Here is a 23,403-nt window from a genome sequence, read left to right as displayed (position 1 = left end):
ATGTTATTTACAACTAAGTGGATCACTGGTTTATTTACTGAATTTAGTGGAAGAGCAGAAGAGGAAGTTGCGATTGACGAAGTTACATCGGATAGTCGAGTTAAAACTGAAAATGGGTTATTTGTACCAATTATAGGAGAAAATTTTGATGGGCATGATTATGTAAAACAGGCCATTGATAATGGTGCGGTAGCAATCATGTGGGGAAAGGGCAAAAGTTTACCAGCTTTTATATCACCTGATCTTCCAGTATTCTATGTAGAAAACACATTAACAGCTTTACAGCATTTAGCAGCAGGCTACAGGGATGAAATAAACCCGATTGTAGTAGGTATTACTGGTTCCAACGGTAAAACGACTACAAAAGATATGGTTGCGGCTTTAGTGAAAACTACGTATCGAACGCATTATACAAAAGGAAATTTTAATAATCACATTGGATTGCCATTAACTATTCTATCCATGAACAGAAACACAGAAATGTTAGTACTGGAAATGGGGATGAGTAATTTTGGAGAAATTGATCTACTGTCGCGATTAGCAAAACCGGATTATGCCATCATTACAAATATTGGTGAGTCGCATATAGAATTTCTGGGTTCCAGACGAGGTATAGCTAACGCAAAATTAGAAATAACAAACGGGTTAAAGGAAAACGGGATTATCATCATAGATGGTGATGAAGACCTTTTAATGGAACTGCACAAACAGGATAATGTTATAACATGTGGTTATAATCCAGCTAATGATATAGCTATCGAACAAGTGGAGATCGAGCTTAAGCAAACACGCTTTAAATTATCCGGGGATAATGTTTATACTATTCCACTATTGGGAAGACATCATGCATTAAATGCAACCTATGCTATTGCACTTGCGGATAAATTGGCAATTATTCCGGACAAAAGAAGGCGCGCATTAGAGTCACTTGAGCATACTTCCATGCGTTTTGAGCTGCAGAAAGGCATTAATGATGTGTCTATCATTAATGATGCTTATAACGCCTCTCCGACATCCATGAAAGCAGCTATTGAAGTTGTTAAGCAAATGGAGGGATTCAAACAAAGAATTCTAATTCTTGGTGACATATTGGAATTAGGCGAACATTCTGAGTCAATGCACCGCTCGGTTGCAGCAAAAATAGAGCATCCAGTTACGGCTGTATTTACTTTCGGGGAAGCAGCAGCGCATATTGCATCTACGGTAAAAAAGAAAAATGCTACTATTAACAGCAAGCACTTTACAACTAGAAAAGAATTAGCACATGAATTGGAAAATCATTTAAATAAAGATACACTATTAATGTTTAAGGCATCAAGAGGTCTGCATTTCGAATCTTTTATCAAAGAAATTATTTCATCATAATTGATAATTTGTGTGGACGGTTTTTATGAGGAGGAATAGTAGTGAATATATCTGTGTTATTAATTACAATAGCTATAGCATTTCTGATTACCGTCCTTTTATCTCCAATATTTATCCCATTTTTAAGACGTTTAAAGTTTGGACAAAGCATTAGAGAAGAAGGACCACAATCTCATTTGAAAAAGACGGGAACCCCAACAATGGGAGGGGTAATGATAGTATTCAGTATTATTATTACGTCAATAATAATGGTAAGTAAAGTGAATCCCGGGAGTATCGGTTATGAACTTTGGTTACTGATTTTTGTTTTAATTGGCTATGGACTATTGGGATTCCTTGATGATTTTATTAAGGTCGCAATGAAAAGAAACCTTGGATTAACCTCTAAACAAAAAATGCTTGGACAAATTTTTATTGCACTAGTATTTTATTTTATTCTACGAAGTCAGGACTTTCCAACATCCATTCAGATTCCGGGAACAGACATACAATGGGAGTTAGGTTGGGGTTATGCAATCTTAATTATATTTATGCTGGTAGGTGCTTCAAATGCAGTTAACTTAACCGATGGTCTTGATGGTCTGTTGGCTGGAACGGCTGCTATAGCATTTGGTGCATTTGCGATTTTGGCCTGGTACGGTTTCCCACAAAATGAAGTTACCATTTTTGCATTAGCCAGTGTTGGCGCACTGCTTGGTTTTTTAGTGTTCAATGCACACCCTGCTAAAGTATTCATGGGTGATACGGGATCTTTAGCCTTAGGAGGCGCGATCGCTGCAGTTGCTATTTTAACAAAACTGGAAATAATCTTAGTAATCATAGGTGGAGTTTTTGTTATTGAAACGTTATCCGTTATTATTCAGGTTATCTCTTTTAAAACAACTGGTAAGAGGGTATTTAGAATGAGTCCACTCCACCACCACTATGAATTGTTAGGCTGGTCTGAATGGCGGGTAGTTACTACATTCTGGTTAATTGGACTTATTTTTGCCGCTCTTGGCATCTATATCGAGGTGGGCTTAAGTTGACAAAATTACTGGATATACCTTATTCACGAATCCTGGTTTTAGGTTTGGCAAGAAGTGGTTCTGCTGCAGCCAGGTTATTATTAGCTAACGGAAAGCAAGTGCGTGTGAATGACGTAAGTGCGAATGAAGATGATGTAATGGTCGAAGATTTAAAAAAGATGGGTGCTGAAATCGTGGTTGGCTCCCATCCTCTTTTTGTTTTAGATAACATGGAGCTTATTGTTAAAAACCCTGGTATTCCATATGATAACCCTCTGTTGGTAGAAGCACAAAAGCGAGATATACCAATTATTACTGAAATTGAGCTAGCTGGTCAATTGGCTGAAGGTTCGATCATTGGAATTACCGGTTCAAATGGCAAGACTACCACAACAACATTGGTAAACGACATGCTCCTAAAAAGTGCTCAGTCAGTAAAAGTAGCAGGTAATATTGGAGTCGTCGCTGCCGAGGTTGCCCAAACCCTGACAGAAGATGAAAATCTTGTATTGGAATTATCTTCCTTTCAATTAGCAGGAATTCAGAAATTCAGACCGAAAATTGCTATTTTGTTAAATATATTCGAAGCGCATTTGGACTATCATAAAACAATGGACAATTACCAAGAGGCAAAATTTAATATTTTCAAAAATCAAAGTAATGATGACTATTTGGTTTATAACGCAGACGACTCAACTATAGTAGAAGCTGTAAAGAAAGCCAGATCTAATAAGGTGCCGTTCTCTGTTACAAATAAACTGGAGAATGGCGTATGGTCGAATGGAGAAAGCATTTATTTTAGAGATGAGAAGATTATTGATCTTGAAGAAATTGTCTTAGTGGGTGAGCATAATTTAGCAAACATTCTAGCTGCAATAGCTGCAGCAAAATTAAGCGGAGCCACAAATGAAGGCATTCGAGAAGTACTAACTTCTTTTACTGGAGTAAAACACAGGTTGCAGTTCGTCACCACAATTAACCGTCGTTTATTTTATAATGACTCTAAAGCTACTAACATCTTAGCAACTCAGAAGGCACTTTCGTCTTTTGAGCAACCAACAATTCTTTTAGCTGGTGGTCTTGACCGAGGTAATGAATTTACAGATTTATTACCATATGTTAAACATGTAAAAGCAATGGTAGTATTTGGAGAAACAGCAGCTAAGTTAAAAACCCTTGGGGAGGCAGCAAAAATAGATAGTATTATATTGGCTGATGATGTACAGCATGCTGTAGAGGAAGCGTATGCTATATCAAATGCAAATGATGTAATTTTACTTTCCCCGGCATGTGCAAGCTGGGATCAATATCGTACATTTGAAGAAAGAGGAGACATGTTTATTCAAGCTGTGCATACACTAGTGTAGGGGGCTTGTTTACACGGTCACTACTTCATTAAAATGGCTATTTCCCAAAAGGCGCCCCTGTCTATACTTAAAGAAAAGGGGTGTTTTTTTGTTTCAAAAAATACAAAAGGACCAAAGTGCGCCTGATTATTTGTTATTAGGTGCCATTTTCACTTTACTGATTATTGGTGTAATCATGGTATACAGTTCGTCTTATGTGTGGGCAGATTACAAGTTTGGGGATACATTGTATTACTTAAAAAGACAGCTGCTCTTTGCAGGTGCAGGTGTTATTGCAATGCTGTTTGTTATGCAAGTTCCTTATAGTGTATGGCAAAAATATGCCAAGCTATTATTGTTTAGTTGCTTTGTTCTGTTATTTCTTGTGTTAATACCAGGTATTGGTATGATACGTGGAGGAGCACAAAGCTGGATCGGAATTGGAGCTTTCAGTATACAGCCCTCAGAATTTATGAAACTTGGTTTAATTATCTATTTAGCGGCATTTTTATCTTCGAATCAAAAATATATTATATCCTTTAAAAAAGGCTTCTTCCCATCTATCATTTTAATTTTTACCGCATTTGGCTTAATTATGTTACAACCGGATTTAGGGACTGGAATGGTGCTGGTACTAACATGTATGCTAATGGTATTTGTAGCGGGCGCACGGCTATTGCATTTTTTTGGACTAGCAGCAATTGGGCTGGCCGGATTTGTGTTTCTTATTTTATCCGCTCCCTACCGTATTAGCCGTATTACTGCATTCTTAAATCCATGGGAGGACCCACTGGGGGATGGTTTTCAAATAATTCAGTCTTTATATGCAATAGGACCAGGAGGTTTAATGGGACTCGGATTAGGGGAAAGTTTGCAGAAGTACTTCTATTTGCCTGAACCCCAAACGGACTTTATTTTCGCTATTTTAGGTGAGGAACTTGGCTTTATAGGTGGTACGGTTGTGATAGGATTATTTTTACTTTTATTGTGGCGTGGGATAAAAATATCATTAGAAGCACCAGATTCTTTTGCAAGGTTCCTGGCTTTTGGAGTCGTTTCAATGCTAGCGATACAGGCAATGATAAATATCAGTGTAGTCATAGGTTTAATCCCGGTGACTGGTATTACGTTACCATTTTTAAGTTATGGTGGGTCTTCTCTGACCTTAACACTTTGTTCAGTGGGTATTCTGTTAAATATTAGTAGATATTCAAGAATTTAGCAAGTCAATAAGAACTTTTTGTTTATTGGGAAATTTTTATATGAAAAAGTTAGTATTCTAGACGTTGTATACTACATCTTTAGGGGTATTATATGATATAATTCAAATAACAACTAATAAGTGTCTAAAATTAGCGCTTCAGTTTGTGAAATTTGTTATAAAGGAAGAAATGGAGATGAGCAAAAAGAAAGTTGTTTCGATAGAGGATCGAATTCCAAAGCTGAAACAAGCCCGAAAAAAGAAGGCAAACCGACGTTTGATATTCTATCTATCTATTTTTTTCTTTTTAATATCAATCATTGTTTACTTGCAATCACCATTAAGTCATATCAAGACTATTAATGTAACCGGAAATTCGTTCTATACAGAAGAAGAAGTTATCAACAAAAGTGAATTAACCACAACTACGAATATTTGGACAATAAACAAAGCTGCTATAATAGCAGCCATAGAGAGTAATCCGATTATAAATTCGGTAGAAATAGAGAGAAAACTTCCTTGGACCATAGAAATACATTTATCAGAAAATGACCTTGTTGGGTATATTAGTGATGAGAATAAGTTTTATCCTGTTCTTGGAAATGGAACAGTACTGAGTAATGTTGGGCAAAACACCTTTAATGGGGAAGCACCTCTAATTTCCGATTTTTCTGATGAAGCGTATTTACATAGGATGACTGACGAACTTCAAAAATTACCCGGTAATATTTTAAACTTAATCTCAGAGATTTATTGGACACCATCGGAGGACAACAAAAATAAGATAGTATTGTATATGAACGATGGATATATGGTAAAAGGAACGATCAGGAATTTTGCCGATCGAATGGAAGTTTATCCTTCAATCGTTTCTCAACTCGAACCAAACAGCAGTGGAATTATCCACATTGGGGTGGGGGCCTACTTTGAATCGTTTGACAGCGAGACTAGTGATCCGGGAATAGATAGGGAAATAGAGGAAGAGGATTCTGATGAATTGCATTAAGTGTCTGGAAGAAAGTCATATATATTGCATTCTAAACGAAACGTATGGTGTCACCAGTAAATGGAACACTAATTATCTGTACACAATCTTAACTTAACTTAAAATGGTGGTCGATTTTTGCGAAATTACCTGTATTAATTTCTTTTTTTGGTAATTTCCTATAATATATTAGATTATTAGTATATAAATAGAAGTAGAAGTAAACATCTGAACAGATCAGATGCTTCTGAAATAGGGGGTGCCTTTCTTTGAACAACAGTGAAGTACTAGTAAGCCTTGATATAGGTACATCAAAAATCAAAGTGATTATTGGAGAAGTATTGAATGACTCACTGAACATTATTGGAGTTGGATCTGCAAAATCCAATGGGATGAAAAAGGGTGCGATTGTCGATATTGATCAGACAGTCCAGTCAATCAGAACTGCAATTGAACAGGCAGAGCGCATGGTAGGCATGCAAATTGATCGTGTAGTTGTTGGTGTCAATGGGAATCATATCCAAATGCAGCCATGTCATGGCGTTGTAGCTGTTCAAAGTGAAAATCGTGAAATCGGTGAAGAAGATATTACTAGAGTGATTGATGGAGCACAAGTAGTCTCCATTCCACCAGAACGCGAAATCATTGATGTAATACCTAAACAATTTATTGTCGATGGACTGGAAGAAATTACTGATCCAAGAGGTATGATTGGTGTTCGTTTGGAAATGGAAGGAACCATTATTACATGCTCTAAAACGGTTCTTCATAATATTTTGAAATGTGTAGAACGGGCCAATCTTCAAGTATCTGATATCTGCTTACAGCCACTTGCTGCAGGCACAATTGCTTTATCACCAGATGAAAAGAATATGGGAGTAGCACTTATTGATGTTGGTGGTGGTTGTTCCACTGTTTCTATATTTGAAAATGATCATCTGATATCTACCAGTGTCGTTAGCCTTGGTGGAGATAATATTACTAAGGATTTATCCATAGGACTCAGAACTTCTACCGAACAAGCAGAAGACATTAAACTTAACTATGGACATGCTTTCTATGATAATGCACAAGAAGATGAAACTTTTGAAGTATCTATGATAGGAAGTAATACGAAGCAAAGCTATAACCAGCTGCAAATCTCTGATATGATTGAAGCAAGAATGGAAGAAATTTTTGCTTTTGCTGATAGGGAAATCAGAAGGATGGGTTACCATGAACTACCTGGTGGTTATGTTTTAACAGGTGGCACAATGACAATGCCGGGTGTTTTAGATCTGGCACAAGATTTATTCCGTTCAAATGTCAGAATTGCTATTCCTGATTACATAGGTGTTCGGGAACCTCAGTTTACAGCAGGAGTAGGAATCTTGCAATTTGCCTACCGTAATGCGAAAATACAAGGAAAAGAATTATTTCCATCTGTAATTATTAATACACACGAACAAAAGCCAAAACGAACAAAAAAACAACCAAAGTCTAATGAAAACAAAGAAAAAAAGAAAAAAGAATCTGGAATGGCTAATTTGTTTAAATATTTTTTTGACTAAACAGACGTTTCCTTTATAATGTGAGTTCAAAAGCTGAATACATACTGCTTTTGGATAATATTTTTTATAAATTAGCTTCTAGAACTCTTGTAATTTTGCATATTAGGAGGAACGAAATATGTTAGAGTTTGATACAAACATGGAGGAACTAGCAACAATCAAAGTTATTGGTGTAGGTGGCGGTGGTAATAATGCTGTCAACCGAATGATTGAACACGGCGTTGAAGGTGTTGAATTTATTGCTGTTAATACAGATGCCCAAGCATTAAATTTATCAAAAGCTGAAGTTAAAATACAGATTGGTGGCAAACTAACCCGAGGTTTAGGAGCCGGAGCCAATCCCGATGTAGGAAAGAAAGCTGCAGAAGAAAGTAGAGAACAGCTGGAAGAAGTTCTGCAAGGTGCAGATATGATTTTTGTAACTGCTGGTATGGGTGGAGGCACTGGTACGGGAGCAGCTCCTGTTATTGCACAGATTGCTAAGGATCTAGGAGCTTTGACTGTTGGAGTAGTAACACGACCATTCTCATTTGAAGGCAGAAGACGAGCGACTCAGGCAATATCAGGAATTGATGCATTGAAAAGCAGTGTTGATACATTAATAGTTATCCCAAATGATAGATTACTTGAAATTGTTGATAAAAATACGCCTATGCTCGAAGCGTTTCGCGAGGCAGATAATGTACTGCGTCAAGGTGTCCAGGGTATTTCAGATTTGATTGCAAAACCAGGTTTGATTAATGTGGATTTTGCTGATGTGAAAACAATTATGTTTGACAAAGGGTCCGCATTAATGGGAATTGGTGTCGCTACTGGAGAAACTCGTGCAACAGAAGCAGCGAAAAAAGCAATCTCGTCTCCATTACTGGAAACATCCATTGATGGTGCCCATGGCATATTAATGAACATTACAGGTGGTACAAACTTAAGTTTGTATGAAGTTCAGGAAGCAGCTGATTTGGTAACCTCCGCAGCTGATAATGAAGTAAACGTTATATTCGGTTCTGTTATAAATGAAAATCTGAAAGATGAGATTATCGTAACAGTAATTGCGACAGGATTTGACGAAACAACCCAAAACATAGAAAATCCTGTAAAGCAGCAACGTCCTGTTATTAATCACAATCAGCATGCAGCAACAAGACCAAATGAAGAATTACAAAGAGAACCTGTTCAGCACCAACGCCCGAAACAAGAGGAAGAGACGCTGGATATACCAACTTTTCTAAGAAACAGAAATCGTAATCGTTAGGTTTACAATAGTGCAACCTTATTCTGTAAAATTTTAATGAAGTTGCATAAGGTGATAAGAGCAGAAAGGAGTGTCTTCATTCCTCTCTGCTCTTTTTTTGTTGTCTAGCGTACTATAAAAGTTGAGACCTGTGGATAACAAACTAATCTATCTAGCCACGTCTAGCTCCAGCGCCCACCACCTAGTGCCCTTCCGGCCTCTTCTTAATCTAACTCAACATAAACCAATTCGTTACACTTGGGCCTACAGGATGTAGGTCAGTTCGACGTTGCCACAGGATAAGGAAAGCATCTGTGAGATGCATCGCCGCAGGAAAAGTGCTTTTCTTTTTCAAGGACGTGGCGATCTTAGTCGAACATCCTTTAATTAAATATCTCATACGACAGAGGAAGATCGACTAACTACGCCGCTCCTGAGCGACTACGTCGACCCACCCGCGCAGCGCGGGCGCAGCGCATACGGTGATAAACGGGCCCTGCGCTTTTGTTCTTAGGATCTTTTTTCTAAAAGTTTGGGAATATACCTGTAGCTGCGATTACTCGGTATAAAATCATAGGTAATTTATATTTGCGACGTAGTGGTTGCTGTTCCCATAGGAGTCTGGCGTATTTCAGTACGGATTCATCTAAGTAATCTAGATGAATACTAACTAAATAGATGCCAACGCAGGAAATGCACGAAAACCCTTCGAAATTGTAAACCGCATTTTCTTCGTGCGTTGTATTGCTTCCATAGCTTTCCTTGTCCTGCTCAGAACAGAGCGAGCAGCTATGTTAGTAGTGAATTACGCAGCTACTTTATATCAACAGCAACAAACTATAATCTACTTCCACCTCCCCAGCTATTCATTATATTGTAGCTTTATTACAATCAATTAAGATCACCGACAAACTTTCCGATAACTAGTTAAAATTAGCCCTTATATGATTACAAGAAGTGACAGACTTTGCCTTCAGGCTTAGATATACTTCATGTAGTACATTCACTCTCCTGCTAAAGATTCGAACTCAATACGACACATCGAAAGGAAGGAAGAAATTTTGTGACTATTTATCTTGATGCTGTGTGGACTTTAAACATCCTCTTGGACATGATGCTTCTGCTGCTTACAAAAGCTCTGGCAAGAGACAGCACAAGAAAAATCAGAATTCTATTTGGAGCGTTTATCGCATCACTGCTTGTACCAATATCTTTGTATTTTCCTGATTCATTTTTCACGAGTGTAGCAGGGAAGTTTTTATACTCTATTCTTATTATTGTAAGTGCGTTCGGATTTATAACGATTTATCGAATGATGAAATTACTTCTAATATTTTATTTTACAACGTTTGCAATAGGAGGTGGATTAATAGCGATACATTTTCTATTTCAAAATCCGGTCGGCATAACTACAAATGGACTACTTACGTTTACAAGTGGGTATGGTGATCCCATCAGTTGGTTGTTTATAGTAATTGGATTTCCATTAGTATGGCTGTTTACAAAGTCCCGTATGGACAAGCACGCTGTAGAGAAAATTAGATATGATCAGTTGTGTCCAGTTACCATCAAATTAAATGATATTAGTTATTCCACTACTGGATATATTGATAGTGGCAATCAATTGGTAGATCCATTAACAAAGAGGCCAGTAATAATTTGTGATGAATTCTTTTTAAAAAAATGGTTTAGTGACAAAGATTGGAAATTGTTAGAAGAGGCCCATGCAGAGATGGATTTTGAGAAGATCCCTCGAGAATGGGAAGGAAGCATACAGATTGTGCCATATCAAGGTGTACAGGGAAATAGTTCATTCCTGTTAACGATTAGACCACAGGAGTTAATTGTTTATTATGGCTATCAAAAGATTGTTACGAAAAAGGTATTGATCGGTATTCAATTTGCTGAGTTAGTAAAAGACAGGAGTTATCATTGTTTACTGCAACCGCAAATTATAAAATTAGCAGCTGTACAATCTGCGTAAAGGAGAGATAATAGTTGGTATCAATAAAATTACGTTTGCGCCTATGGTGGTATAAAGTTCTAATAAAGCTAGGAATTAAATCAGATGAGATTTATTATATTGGAGGAAGTGAAGCACTCCCACCGCCTCTTTCCAAACAAGAGGAAAAAGAGTTATTAATATTGCTGCCTAAAGGGGATAAATCTGCAAGAGCATTATTAATTGAACGTAATTTACGTTTAGTTGTTTATATAGCGCGCAAGTTTGAGAATACTGGTATAAACATTGAAGACTTGATAAGTATAGGCACGATCGGACTTATAAAAGCAGTTAATACATTTAATCCGGAAAAACAAATTAAATTAGCTACTTATGCCTCCAGGTGCATAGAAAATGAAATACTTATGTATCTCCGTCGAAATAATAAATTGAAATCTGAAATATCCTTTGACGAGCCACTAAATATAGACTGGGATGGAAATGAATTACTACTATCCGATGTTCTAGGTACCGAAGTGGATATCATCACGAAAAACCTGGAGTCAAATGTAGATAAGAGCTTACTTAAAAACGCATTATCGCAACTGAATGATCGTGAAAAACAAATTATGGAATTACGCTTTGGACTGATTGGTGAAGAAGAAAAAACACAAAAAGATGTAGCTGATATGCTAGGTATTTCACAATCCTATATTTCGCGTTTAGAAAAGAAAATTATCCGGAGATTAAAAAAAGAATTTAATAAAATGGTCTAGCCCTGTTGTACTAATAAAGTAGTGCGTTTTTACATTTATTTCAACTTAATTTGTTTGCATAAAAGTCCTTCTAGGCGGAGATACTGTCCATGAACAGCATCACCAACTGGGAGGGTTGAACAGAATGACTAGACATAAGGTTGAGATATGTGGTGTTGATACATCAAAGTTACCTGTTTTAAAGAATGAGGAAATGCGGAAATTGTTTATAAAAATGCAATCAGGAGATGGAGATTTGGCAGCTCGTGAGGAGCTTGTGAATGGAAATTTGCGCCTCGTATTAAGTGTTATCCAACGATTTAATAATCGCGGTGAATATGTCGATGATTTATTTCAGGTTGGTTGCATTGGACTAATGAAATCAATTGATAATTTTGATTTATCACATAATGTGAGATTTTCTACGTATGCTGTTCCTATGATTATTGGTGAAATAAGAAGGTACTTAAGGGATAACAATCCAATAAGAGTATCAAGGTCATTACGTGATATTGCGTATAAGGCCTTACAAGTAAGAGAAAGATTAATTAATAAAACTTCTAAAGAACCAACACCAATGGAGATCGCTGAAGAAATGGGTATCCCTCATTCTGATATTGTATTTGCAATGGATGCCATTCAGGATCCAGTATCGTTATTTGAACCTATCTACAATGATGGTGGTGATCCTATTTTTGTAATGGATCAAATAAGTGATGAAAAAGATAAAGATTCTACATGGTTGGATAAACTTTCATTGAAAGAAGGCATGCATCAATTAAATGAAAGAGAAAATATGATATTAAACAAACGCTTTTTTCAAGGCAAGACACAAATGGAGGTAGCAGAAGAAATTGGAATATCACAAGCACAGGTTTCTCGGCTTGAAAAAGCAGCAATCAGTCAAATGAATAAACAGATGTTTGAATAATAAGCCACCACACAGGGGTGTTTAAAAACAAAAGGAACGGTAGATATTACCGACCCTTTTGTTTTTTCTTGTTTTTATGAAAATATCACTCGCCCACGCATATAAATAAGTAAGGGTGAGGTGAGTGTAGTGATAAAATTATCAGAACTACAATTAAAAGAAATTATAGTAATCGATGACGGTAGAAAATTAGGACATATTAGTGATTTGGAAATCGATATAGATAATGGTAAAATTCTTGCTATAATAGTTATTATACGTGAAAAGAAAGGTGGCTTATTTGGAAAACCTGATGAATTGATTATCCATTGGAGACAAATTGTGAGAATTGGTTCGGACGTTATTTTAGTCAAAGAAGTTCGAGATCCATTACTGTATCCAAGTCCCTATAGTGAATAAAAAAGTAAATGCATGAGGAAAATGTGATAAAATGGTACAATGTATACTTTCAGGAGGCTTGTAGATGAGTGAACTATTTAAGCATTGTAACGAACTACATTTACATATAGAAAAATGGCAAAAATTATCCCCAAATTTGACTGTTGGGTTCACTACTAAAAATGGTGGCATAAGCAAAGCACCATATGATACTCTAAATTGCGGTTTGCACGTAGCCGATACATATAATGAGGTCATTGCCAATAGAACAAAACTAGCAGATGTGCTAAAATTCCCCTTGGAAAATTGGGTTTCCGGTGAACAGGTCCATGGGACAGTAGTAAAAAACGTTGACGAAGAAGCCAAAGGTAAAGGCGCTACATCCTATCAAGATTCAATTAAAGGAACAGACGGGTTAATTACGAATAAACCTGGAATACTATGTACAGCTTTTTTTGCTGATTGTGTACCTCTGTTTTTTTTCGATCCCATTACAGGATACATAGGGATTGCTCATGCAGGATGGAAAGGTACTGTGGGTGGGATGGCTAAAGAAATGATTCAGAAGTTTGAGGCAGCAGGTGTAACCAAATCAGATCTCTTAGTTGCAATCGGACCTTGTATATCAGGTGAGGCCTATGAAGTTGATGAACATGTTATAAGCCATATTAGTGATAAATACAAAAAGAAAGCTGTAACTCCAAAGGGAAATAACCGTTACTTGTTAGATTTAAAACAATTAAACGTGGAAATTCTTTTACAATGTGGGGTCTTACGTAATAATATAGATGTAACAAATTATTGCACATTCTATGATAATCAGTTGTTTTTCTCACATCGACGGGATAATGGGAAGACAGGAAGAATGTTAGGTTATATCGGTTATTCAATATGATTATAAGGGGAAGGAGAAATGGTCATAATGGATGTAACAGCTAATCTTGCTGAAATTCAACAAAATATAAGACAAGCATGCGAAAACGGTAATCGAAGCCCGGAAGAAATAACACTAATAGGTGTTACAAAATATGTTACAATAGAACGAACAGAAGAAACGATTAACGCTGGTGTTAAAAATCTTGGCGAAAATCGTCTTGAAGGGTTTCAAGAAAAATACGAACATTTTAAGGACAAGGCAAAATGGCATTTTATTGGTACATTACAATCGAGAAAGGTAAAGGATGTTATTGACAAACTGGAAGCAATACATTCTTTAGATCGTCTTTCACTAGCGAAAGAAATTAATAAACGCGCTAACAAACGAATCGATTGTTTCGTACAAGTAAACGTAAGTGGAGAAGGATCAAAACATGGTCTTGAACCGGGTGGAGTTCTCTCTTTTATTAAGGAGATGGCTGCATATGAAAATATACATGTGGTCGGATTAATGACAATGGCTCCACATAGTGACAATGAGACTTACTTAAGAGACATATTTAAAAAACTTGCATCATTAAGAGATGCTGTCAAGCAGGAAAAGTTGGCCCATGCACCCTGTGAATTTCTATCGATGGGGATGAGCAATGATTATGAAATTGCTATTGAAGAAGGTGCTACACATATTCGAGTGGGTTCTAAATTAGTCGGTGAGGTGAGAGAATGAGCATAAAGAATAAAATTAAAAACTATTTTACTATGGATGATGAGTATGAATACGAATATGTAGAGGAACACGGAGAGACAGACACTAAGTTAAATCAAAATAAAAAAAACGAGAATGTAGTTAATTTAACCAGTATGCAACAGCCGTCTTCAAAGGTTGTACTTTGCGAGCCAAGAAATTATAATGAAGCCCAGGAAATAGCAGATAATATTGTAAACAGGCGGGCAGTTGTAATTAACTTACAGCGTGTAGACAACACGCAGGCAAAAAGAATTGTTGATTTTCTAAGTGGAACTGTTTATGCCATCAATGGTGATATTCAAAAGCTTGGAACAGAGACATTTCTCTGTACACCAGATAATGTAAATGTTTCAGGTACTATATCAGAAGCATTTATTGAAGAAGATGAATTTGAAAAAGGATGGTAGAGTAGATTATGGGTCAAATTTTTTCATTATTAGATACTGCCCTTGTTATGTACAGTTATGCATTAATAGTTTATATATTTATGTCCTGGTTCCCTGGTGCTCGCGAATCTTCTATAGGCACCTTTTTAACTAAAATATGTGAACCTTACCTAGAGCAATTCCGACGGTTTATTCCCCCACTAGGCATGATTGATCTGTCGCCAATCGTCGGTATACTGGTTCTTCATTTAGCAAGATTCGGTTTAGGTGAACTATATAGAATGCTCTTTATGTAGGAGTAGATATAGATGGATATCTACCAGCATTTTCGTAAAGAAGAACAACCATTTATTGATCAGGTATTATCGTGGAAGGAAATTGTTGAACAGACATTTCAATCTAAACTGACTGATTTTCTTGATCCAAGAGAACAACAGATTATGGAGATATTGTTGGGAAATGCTAATGAGGATATAAAAAGCTCCATGAACGGTGGTGGGTTAACTGCTGAACGAAAGCGAGCGGTAATAGCACCTTTTTATGAAGAAGTGAATGAAGATACTTATCAACTCACTCTCCTGGAAGCAACCTATCAAGACAAATTTATTAAACTGTCTCATCCAGATGTAATGGGTGCGTTCTTATCTCTTGGTATTAAACGGAAAAAGCTTGGAGATATAGTCGTTGATGGTGGTTTAATTCAAATTATTATGGCAGAAGAAATTGCAGCTTATGTACAAGCTAATTTAACTTCTATTAAAAAAGCGACAATTCAGCTGGACAAAAAACCATTATCGTCCAAAATAGAAGCAGAAACTAACTGGATAGTTGCAGATCATACTGTTTCCTCCCTGCGATTAGATGCTGTTCTTAAGGAAGTATATAACATCTCCCGGAAGGAGGCAGCTGACTATATAAAGAAACTTCAAGTGAAAGTGAATTATAAAGTAGTTGAAGATAGTAAATTTAATCTCCAGGAAGGAGATTTACTATCGCTGCGTGGTAGAGGAAGAAGTAAACTTGATAAAATTAATGGTCGAACAAAAAAGGATAAACTCAGAATAACAACAGCTATTTTGAAATAAACTTAATTTTTTGCAGGATTTACATGATTTTTGTCGAATAAAATCCTAAAGGACTATATTTAGATTATTTTATAGATGATACTACATTTCAAGGAGGTGGCCCATGTGCCATTAACACCACTAGATATTCATAATAAAGAGTTTAACAGAAGTTTCCGTGGGTATGATGAAGATGAAGTGAATGAATTTCTAGATCAGGTTATTAAGGATTATGAAATGGCAATACGGGATAAAAAAGATTTAAAAGAAAAAGTTGATCAGTTGAATGAAAAATTAGGACATTTTACAAATATTGAAGAAACATTAAACAAATCAATTTACGTTGCTCAAGAAACTGCTGAAGAATTAAAGGGCAACGCAACAAAGGAATCGAAATTAATTATTAAAGAAGCTGAGAAGAATGCAGACCGCATTATCAATGAAGCATTAAGCAAATCACGTCGTATATCGATGGACGTAGAAGAATTAAAAAAACAAGCTAAAGTATTTCGTACAAGGCTTAGAATGCTTGTTGAAGCTCAACTGGATATGATAGGAACAGACGATTGGGAAGAATTGTTTGATGCTGAAATGGGCGAAGAACTCGATCTGGTCGAAAACAAGTAATAATCTTGACGATATCTGGAATATTACATATAATTCATACACATAGGTTTTAAGAAACTAAATACGATGAAAGAGACAGTATAAAAGTTATTGCTGAACAGCGAGTCAGGGTTAGGTGTGAGCCTGATACAGGAATGCTTTTAGAAAATCACTCTTGAGTATCCATTATGAATTCAGTAGTAATGGACGGTTTATTTCCGTTATGAATATCGAGTGAATTTGAAATGAAGTTATTTTGAATTTATAAGGGTGGTACCGCGAGTCTTCTCGTCCCTTTTGGGATGCAGAGGGCTCTTTTTGTTTAAAAAGGGAAAACCCTTTAGTAGTGTACAGAATTGGTTAGGGAAAGTTTAATTCGTTTTAAATATTTTTAACCATATTAGGGAGGAAACAGTAATGGATTATAAAGAAACATTATTAATGCCAAAAACAGAATTTCCAATGAGAGGGAATTTGCCAAATAAAGAGCCTATGCGACAAGAAAAATGGGATGAGTCGAATTTATATGAAAAGGTTCAAGAAAGAACTAAAGGAAGACCTTCGTTTATTTTGCATGATGGTCCACCGTACGCAAATGGAGATTTGCATATTGGGCATGCCCTTAATAAAATTCTAAAAGATTTCATTACCCGTTATAAATCAATGACAGGTTATCATGCACCATATATTCCAGGATGGGATACACATGGATTGCCGATCGAAACAGCATTAACAAAAAACAAAAAAATTAAGCGAAAAGAAATGAGTATTGCAGAATTCAGAAAAAAATGTGCGGAATACGCAATGGGACAAGTGGACAGCCAACGTACACAATTTAAGCAATTAGGTGTCCGTGGAGATTGGGATAACCCATATATTACATTGACCAAGGATTACGAAGCTGCACAAATCCGCGTGTTTGGAGAGATGGCTAAAAAGGGCTACATCTACAAAGGTTTAAAACCTGTATATTGGTCTCCATCATCTGAATCAGCGTTGGCGGAAGCTGAGATTGAATATCATGACAAACGTTCTGCTTCCATTTACGTTTCTTTTGAAGTAACAGATGGTAAAGACCTGCTTGACGGTGGGGAGAAAATAATTATTTGGACGACAACTCCTTGGACAATACCTTCAAACTTAGGAATTAGTTTACATCCTGAATTGGTTTATGCTGTGATACAAGTAAATGGTGAAAAATACATGATTGCGCATGCATTGCTGGAGTCTGTTTCGACTGAATTAGAGTGGGAAAATCCACAGGTTGTAAAAACTTTTAAAGGTAAGGAAGCCGACAAAATCGTAGCAAAGCATCCTTTTTATGATCGCGACTCACTGGTTATGCTAGGTGACCATGTGACAATTGAAGCAGGTACTGGTTGTGTCCATACTGCACCGGGTCACGGGGAAGATGACTTCTTCGTGTCCAGAGAATACGGCATCGATGCACTGTCACCTGTTGACAATCGAGGTTATTTTACGAATGAAGCACCTGGTTTTGAAGGCTTATTCTATGATGAAGCAAATAAGCCAATTACTGAAAAACTGGATGAGGTTGGCGCCCTATTGAAACTATCCTTTATAAAACACTCGTACCCACATGACTGGAGAACGAAGAAACCGACGATATTCCGTGCAACTTCCCAGTGGTTTGCGTCAATAAAGGATTTTCGTCAGGATATTTTGAATGAAATCAAGCGCATTAACTGGTACCCATCATGGGGAGAAACACGACTTCATAACATGGTTCGTGATCGGGAGGATTGGTGTATTTCACGCCAACGTACATGGGGTGTTCCAATTCCTGTGTTTTACGGCGAAGATAGCACACCGATCATTACTGATGAAACGATAGAGCATGTCTCTAATTTATTTAACGAACATGGTTCAAATATCTGGTTTGAAAGAGAAGCAAAAGATTTGTTGCCTGAAGGATTTACATCTGAACACAGTCCTAATGGAGAATTTACTAAGGAAACGGACATTATGGATGTCTGGTTTGATTCTGGATCGTCACACGAAGCAGTTCTGGTTAATCGGGAGGATCATAGACGGCCAGCAGATATATATTTAGAAGGCAGTGATCAATACCGCGGATGGTTCAACTCATCGTTGTCTACTTCTGTAGCGGTTACTGGTAAAGCGCCATATGAGAATATCATCAGCCATGGGTTTGTATTAGATGGTAATGGCAGAAAAATGAGTAAATCATTAGGGAACGTTATGGTCCCTTCTAAAGTACAGAAACAATTGGGTTCAGATATATTACGTTTATGGGTTTCTTCGGTTGATTATCAAGCAGATGTACGTATCTCAAATGAGATATTAAAGCAAACCTCCGAAGCATATCGCAAAATTCGTAATACTTTTCGTTTCATGCTAGCGAACTTGGCAGATTTTGACCCCAAAACAGACCGTGTTCCAGAACCGGAGCTCGAAGAAGTGGATAAGTACCTGCTTCACCGGTTACAAAATCTGGTGAAAACTGTTCGCGAAAACTATGACAACTATGAGTTTTCACCAATATTCCACCATGTCCATAATTTCTGTGCGATTGATTTAAGCTCCTTCTATTTGGATTTTGCGAAAGATGTTTTATATATCGAAGGAAAAGACAATAAGCGTCGTCGCAGCATTCAAACAGGTTACTATGAAATTTTAACAACATTAGTGAAGTTGTTGACACCGATAATTCCACACACTACAGATGAGGTATGGGAATATATCCCGGGTGTCGAGGAAGAAAGTGTTCAGTTAACCGATATTCCTGAACCGAGGGAAATTGCCGGGTTTGGCAACTCACAAGAACAATGGGATCATTTTATGAAAGTTCGTGATGATGTATTAAAAGCCCTGGAAGAAGCTCGGAATGAAAAAATAATTGGTAAATCACTGGAAGCAAAAATTACGATTATTCCAAAGGACAAACAAACGAAAGAAGTATTACATTCCATGGAACAGCTGCATCAATATTTAATTGTATCTGAAGCTATTGTGTCAGAAAGTGCACCAAATGCTAAGGAATACAGCTATATTGATGTCTTAGTGGAAAAGCATCCAGGTGATAAGTGTGAACGTTGCTGGGTAGCTTCACCTACTGTTGGGGAAAATGAAGATCATCCTAATCTGTGTACACGTTGTGCAAATGTAGTAACAGAGCACTATTCAGCTTAAAGTTATTAGAATATCCCTCTAACGCAGAGGGATATTCTTTATGTCTTATATATTGAAATAATAGGATTTAAAGTATAATATAAAGTGATACTTCGTTTAGTGCATCTCTTTCTTCCTTGACTAAAAAAGGTATATGGTCAATATGGTGGCCACCAGTAACGTGAAATTGAAATTATTGTATTATTGTTATTTGCTATGATTAGAAATGAATGAAATTATATCGGGGGAAACGTCATGTATTTGTACTATTTACTGGCACTTGCAGTTATTGTAATCGATCAGATTACGAAATGGGCAGTGGTAAAAACAATGGCCCTTGGGGAAAAAATAACAATTATTGAGAACTTTTTTTATCTCTCTTCACACCGAAATAAAGGAGCGGCATGGGGGATACTACAGGGGCAGATGTTGTTTTTCTATATTGTAACAGTCATTGTTGTTATCGGAGTCATCGTTTACATGCAAAAATATGCCAAAGAAAGTAAAACTTTAGGCATTGCCTTAAGTTTAATATTAGGTGGAGCAATTGGAAACTTTATTGATCGTGTATTTCGAAAGGAAGTTGTAGATTTTTTCGATTTTATTATATTTAATTATAACTTTCCAATCTTTAATATAGCTGATTCTGCGTTGGTAGTCGGAGTAACTCTAATTATTATTGCTACAATTATTGATGAAACAAAGAAAGGGAAATCTAAAAAATGACTTCATTTCAACATACAGTAACAGAAGAACAAGAAAAAATGCGCCTTGATAAATTACTGACACAGATTAACCCAGACTGCTCACGTTCTCAAGTGCAATCTTGGATAACAAAAGAACTTGTTACCGTTAATAATGACGTAGTAAAAGCAAATTATACATGCCATTTAGGGGATGTTGTAAGCTGGGCATTACCAGAAGTACAGCCATTGAATGTCGTTGCTGAGAATATTCCTCTGGAAATCATTTACGAAGATAGTGACTTACTCGTTATTAATAAAACGAAGGGGATGGTTGTTCATCCTTCAGCTGGACATCAGGGGGGCACGCTAGTAAACGCTTTGCTTTACCACTGTAAGGACTTATCGGGAATAAATGGTGTGGAACGCCCAGGTATCGTTCATCGAATTGATAAAGATACAAGCGGATTACTAGTTGTCGCAAAAAATGATTATGCACACGTCCACCTATCACAGCAATTATCATCTAAAGAGATTAAACGTAAATACGAAGCGCTAGTTCATGGAGAAATACCTCATGAAACTGGCATGATTGATGCTCCTATTGGTAGGGACCCTAAAGATCGTCAAAAGATGGGAGTAGTTGATGGCGGCAAACCTGCAATAACTCATTTCAGTGTAATAAAAAGCTACCCAGATTATACGCATGTGGAATGTCAGTTGGAAACAGGAAGAACGCACCAAATCCGAGTGCATATGAGATATATTGAGTATCCAATAGTAGGAGATCCAAAATATGGACCAAGAAAAACGCTGGAAGCTAATGGTCAAGCTTTGCATGCAAAAGCACTTGGTTTTACACATCCTGTAAAGAAGGAATGGATGGAATTTGAGGTTAGTCCACCAGCATCCTTCCAGGAGCTGTTAGCATATATCGAAAAATTATATTGACAAAAGAGGTATTATTTGAAATAATAGATGAAATGAATAAGACCCTTTAAGATAGTCCCGTGAGGCTAACAAGGTACCGGTTGGATTTATATGTAGCTATACGTATATCCAAGTCCCTTTTTTCCTTACGGAGAAAAGGGATTTTTTTATAGCATGAGGTGAAATGATGAAGAAAAAAACAGAAGTTCTCGATCAACCTGCGATGAATAGGGCATTAACGCGAATTGCTCATGAGATATTAGAAAAAAATAAGGGGGGAGAAAACTTAGTTTTAGTTGGTATTAAAACAAGAGGAATCCCGCTTTCAAAAAGACTTCAGGAAAAAATAAAACAAATTGAAGACATAACAGTTCCAATCGGTGAATTGGACATAACCTTATATCGTGATGATTTAAAGAAGGTATCACACGATGAGGAGCCGCAATTAAAATCTACAAAGATTGATGTCGTTCTTGCCGGTAAAAAAGTAATCCTTTTGGATGATGTACTCTATACAGGAAGAACAGTAAGAGCTGCTATGGATGCGTTGATGGATAGTGGTAGGCCTTCACAAATTCAGCTTGGGGTACTGGTGGACAGAGGACACCGTGAATTACCTATACGTGCTGACTATGTTGGGAAAAACATCCCAACATCCGATAGAGAAATTGTTGTTGTACAATTAACAGAGACAGACGATTTGGACCAAGTCTCGATTTATGAGAAATAAACATATTTAACCTTTAACTAAATCCAGAGAGATTTACAAGGTTGCTTAAGAAAACGTGTGTGAAATTCACTGCACGTGTACCTCTTTGCGACCTTTCGCAAAGAGGTTTTTTTATACTCTTAACTAGAGGAAATTGGAGGAATGGAAATGACAAAAGTGAAAATGGCAATGGACGTTAACGAAATACCTAAAACTCAACAATGGATTTTTCTCAGTATACAGCATTTATTTGCAATGTTCGGGGCAACTATTTTAGTTCCATTCCTTACAGGCTTATCTCCATCAGTAGCATTAGTCTCGAGTGGTGCGGGGACATTAGCGTATTTATTAATTACAAAAGGGAATGTCCCAGCTTATCTTGGATCTAGCTTTGCGTTCATAGCACCGATAATTGGCGCAAGCATGTCGGCCGGTCCCGCTGGCGCAATGGTAGGTGCATTTTTAGCTGGTATTGTATATGGGCTTGTAGCAGTTTTCATTAAAATATTAGGCTTAGGCTGGCTAATGAGGATTCTGCCTCCAATTGTAGTAGGTCCTGTTATTATCGTAATCGGTTTGGGTCTGGCTTCTACAGCAATTGACATGGCTATGTATATCCCAGGGGTAGACGAGCAGGTTTATAGCAGCATGCATTTTATGGTAGCTTTAGTAACATTGTCGATAACGATAATAGCTTCTATTTTCTTTAGAGGATTTTTCAGCCTAATACCAATATTGATTGGAATTGTTTCTGGGTATACATTCGCCTTACTTCAAGGAATTGTTGATACAACAGAGATTATTACAGAATGGAATGAAATCATTTCAGCTGACTCAATTGGTGGATTTTTCATGGCAGTTTTTCAAATGCCGGATTTCATAGTTCCATTTGTTCATTATGCCCCTATGGAAATAATTAATCTGCAAATTATTGCTATCATGGTTCCGGTTGCTTTAGTAACAATCGCAGAGCATATCGGAGATCAAATGGTTTTATCAAAAGTTGTAGGGCGTAACTTCCTGAAGAAACCAGGCTTGCACCGTTCCATTTTAGGTGATGGTGTAGCAACGATGATTGCATCATTCATAGGTGGTCCACCAAACACAACATACGGAGAAAATATTGGGGTCCTTTCCATTACGAGGGTTTTCAGTGTTTTCGTTATCGGCGGAGCGGCAGTTCTAGCAATACTGTTTGGATTTGTGGGGATAATAACAGCAGTAATTGGCTCAATTCCTACGGCAGTAATGGGTGGTGTCTCCATTCTGTTATTCGGGATCATCGCATCGAACGGTTTACGAATGCTGATTGATAATCAAATAGACTTAAGTGATAAACGTAATTTAATTATTTCATCCGTTATCCTGGTCGTGGGAATTGGAGGAGCGTTTATTCAACTGTCAGATGATATGCAAATTGCAGGAATGGCCCTGTCAGCAATCATAGGTGTGCTTTTAAATCTAATTCTTCCAGGCAAGGAAAGTGGTTATGGGAACGGTGCTTTTTTCGAGGATAAAGATCTTTCAGAAGAAACTAACATGTAACCGGAGGTGGAG

The 23,403-nt window shown here is 37.0% G+C and carries 22 protein-coding genes and 1 other annotated feature; all 22 genes read left to right on the top strand.

Annotation, left to right across the window (positions count from 1 at the left end):
* The 22 genes from QGM71_RS04635 to QGM71_RS04530 all read left to right on the top strand — a co-directional run bounded on the left by QGM71_RS04635 (window position 1) and on the right by QGM71_RS04530 (window position 23,391).
* Window positions 1-1,365, top strand: coding sequence for a UDP-N-acetylmuramoyl-tripeptide--D-alanyl-D-alanine ligase (locus QGM71_RS04635; protein ID WP_327606333.1), 1,365 nt, complete (start codon window positions 1-3; stop codon window positions 1,363-1,365).
* A gap of 41 nt (window positions 1,366-1,406) precedes the next feature.
* A complete protein-coding gene (gene mraY, locus QGM71_RS04630; RefSeq protein ID WP_327606332.1) occupies window positions 1,407-2,393 on the top strand; it encodes a phospho-N-acetylmuramoyl-pentapeptide-transferase in 987 nt (328 codons plus the stop codon).
* Window positions 2,390-3,739 carry a UDP-N-acetylmuramoyl-L-alanine--D-glutamate ligase gene (murD, locus tag QGM71_RS04625; RefSeq protein WP_327606331.1) on the top strand — a complete coding sequence of 450 codons (1,350 nt, stop codon included), beginning with the start codon at window positions 2,390-2,392 and terminating at the stop codon, window positions 3,737-3,739. The genes mraY and murD overlap by 4 nt, the downstream gene beginning before the upstream one ends.
* An 88-nt stretch (window positions 3,740-3,827) precedes the next feature.
* Complete coding sequence (gene spoVE / locus QGM71_RS04620) at window positions 3,828-4,940, top strand: stage V sporulation protein E (protein ID WP_407702986.1); 1,113 nt, start codon at window positions 3,828-3,830, stop codon at window positions 4,938-4,940.
* A 175-nt stretch (window positions 4,941-5,115) separates the two neighbouring features.
* Window positions 5,116-5,925 (top strand): cell division protein FtsQ/DivIB, encoded by an 810-nt coding sequence (locus tag QGM71_RS04615; RefSeq protein WP_327606330.1) that lies wholly within the window; start codon window positions 5,116-5,118, stop codon window positions 5,923-5,925.
* A 248-nt stretch (window positions 5,926-6,173) separates the two neighbouring features.
* A complete protein-coding gene (gene ftsA / locus QGM71_RS04610; RefSeq protein ID WP_327606329.1) occupies window positions 6,174-7,454 on the top strand; it encodes a cell division protein FtsA in 1,281 nt (426 codons plus the stop codon).
* A gap of 118 nt (window positions 7,455-7,572) precedes the next feature.
* A complete protein-coding gene (gene ftsZ / locus QGM71_RS04605) occupies window positions 7,573-8,706 on the top strand; it encodes a cell division protein FtsZ (RefSeq protein WP_327606328.1) in 1,134 nt (377 codons plus the stop codon).
* A gap of 1,042 nt (window positions 8,707-9,748) precedes the next feature.
* Entirely contained in the window at window positions 9,749-10,669 is a 921-nt protein-coding gene (spoIIGA, locus tag QGM71_RS04600) for a sigma-E processing peptidase SpoIIGA (RefSeq protein WP_327606327.1), read from the top strand.
* 14 nt (window positions 10,670-10,683) lie between these two features.
* On the top strand, window positions 10,684-11,403 hold the full coding sequence (sigE, locus tag QGM71_RS04595; RefSeq protein WP_327606326.1) for an RNA polymerase sporulation sigma factor SigE: 720 nt from the start codon (window positions 10,684-10,686) through the stop codon (window positions 11,401-11,403).
* Between the two features lie 124 nt (window positions 11,404-11,527).
* Window positions 11,528-12,313, top strand: a complete 786-nt coding sequence (gene sigG, locus QGM71_RS04590; protein ID WP_327606325.1) for an RNA polymerase sporulation sigma factor SigG — start codon at window positions 11,528-11,530, stop codon at window positions 12,311-12,313.
* 129 nt (window positions 12,314-12,442) lie between these two features.
* Entirely contained in the window at window positions 12,443-12,712 is a 270-nt protein-coding gene (locus tag QGM71_RS04585) for a YlmC/YmxH family sporulation protein (RefSeq protein WP_327606324.1), read from the top strand.
* A gap of 64 nt (window positions 12,713-12,776) precedes the next feature.
* Window positions 12,777-13,586 (top strand): peptidoglycan editing factor PgeF, encoded by an 810-nt coding sequence (pgeF, locus tag QGM71_RS04580; RefSeq protein ID WP_327606323.1) that lies wholly within the window; start codon window positions 12,777-12,779, stop codon window positions 13,584-13,586.
* A gap of 27 nt (window positions 13,587-13,613) precedes the next feature.
* On the top strand, window positions 13,614-14,294 hold the full coding sequence (locus tag QGM71_RS04575; RefSeq protein ID WP_327606412.1) for a YggS family pyridoxal phosphate-dependent enzyme: 681 nt from the start codon (window positions 13,614-13,616) through the stop codon (window positions 14,292-14,294).
* Window positions 14,291-14,722 carry a cell division protein SepF gene (locus QGM71_RS04570; protein WP_327606322.1) on the top strand — a complete coding sequence of 144 codons (432 nt, stop codon included), beginning with the start codon at window positions 14,291-14,293 and terminating at the stop codon, window positions 14,720-14,722. The genes QGM71_RS04575 and QGM71_RS04570 overlap by 4 nt, the downstream gene beginning before the upstream one ends.
* Window positions 14,723-14,730: 8 nt before the next feature.
* A complete protein-coding gene (locus tag QGM71_RS04565; RefSeq protein WP_327606321.1) occupies window positions 14,731-14,997 on the top strand; it encodes a YggT family protein in 267 nt (88 codons plus the stop codon).
* 12 nt (window positions 14,998-15,009) lie between these two features.
* Complete coding sequence (locus QGM71_RS04560; RefSeq protein WP_327606320.1) at window positions 15,010-15,786, top strand: YlmH family RNA-binding protein; 777 nt, start codon at window positions 15,010-15,012, stop codon at window positions 15,784-15,786.
* Window positions 15,787-15,891: 105 nt separating this feature from the next.
* Window positions 15,892-16,392 carry a DivIVA domain-containing protein gene (locus QGM71_RS04555; RefSeq protein WP_327606319.1) on the top strand — a complete coding sequence of 167 codons (501 nt, stop codon included), beginning with the start codon at window positions 15,892-15,894 and terminating at the stop codon, window positions 16,390-16,392.
* A 57-nt stretch (window positions 16,393-16,449) separates the two neighbouring features.
* Window positions 16,450-16,670, top strand: a binding site (T-box leader).
* Between the two features lie 118 nt (window positions 16,671-16,788).
* Window positions 16,789-19,545 carry an isoleucine--tRNA ligase gene (gene ileS, locus QGM71_RS04550; RefSeq protein ID WP_327606318.1) on the top strand — a complete coding sequence of 919 codons (2,757 nt, stop codon included), beginning with the start codon at window positions 16,789-16,791 and terminating at the stop codon, window positions 19,543-19,545.
* A 234-nt stretch (window positions 19,546-19,779) separates the two neighbouring features.
* Window positions 19,780-20,250 carry a signal peptidase II gene (lspA, locus tag QGM71_RS04545; protein WP_327606317.1) on the top strand — a complete coding sequence of 157 codons (471 nt, stop codon included), beginning with the start codon at window positions 19,780-19,782 and terminating at the stop codon, window positions 20,248-20,250.
* Complete coding sequence (locus QGM71_RS04540) at window positions 20,247-21,158, top strand: RluA family pseudouridine synthase (protein ID WP_327606316.1); 912 nt, start codon at window positions 20,247-20,249, stop codon at window positions 21,156-21,158. The genes lspA and QGM71_RS04540 overlap by 4 nt, the downstream gene beginning before the upstream one ends.
* A 166-nt stretch (window positions 21,159-21,324) precedes the next feature.
* Window positions 21,325-21,867, top strand: coding sequence for a bifunctional pyr operon transcriptional regulator/uracil phosphoribosyltransferase PyrR (gene pyrR / locus QGM71_RS04535; protein ID WP_327606315.1), 543 nt, complete (start codon window positions 21,325-21,327; stop codon window positions 21,865-21,867).
* Between the two features lie 162 nt (window positions 21,868-22,029).
* Window positions 22,030-23,391 (top strand): solute carrier family 23 protein, encoded by a 1,362-nt coding sequence (locus QGM71_RS04530; protein WP_407702992.1) that lies wholly within the window; start codon window positions 22,030-22,032, stop codon window positions 23,389-23,391.
* Window positions 23,392-23,403: the final 12 nt, after the last annotated feature.

Origin of the sequence: Virgibacillus tibetensis, assembly GCF_036026595.1 — a bacterium.
Classification (GTDB): Bacteria; Bacillota; Bacilli; order Bacillales; family Amphibacillaceae; genus Virgibacillus_P; species Virgibacillus_P tibetensis.
The sequence above is the reverse complement of the archived record's forward strand: the minus strand, read 5'-3'. Positions and strand labels throughout refer to the sequence as shown.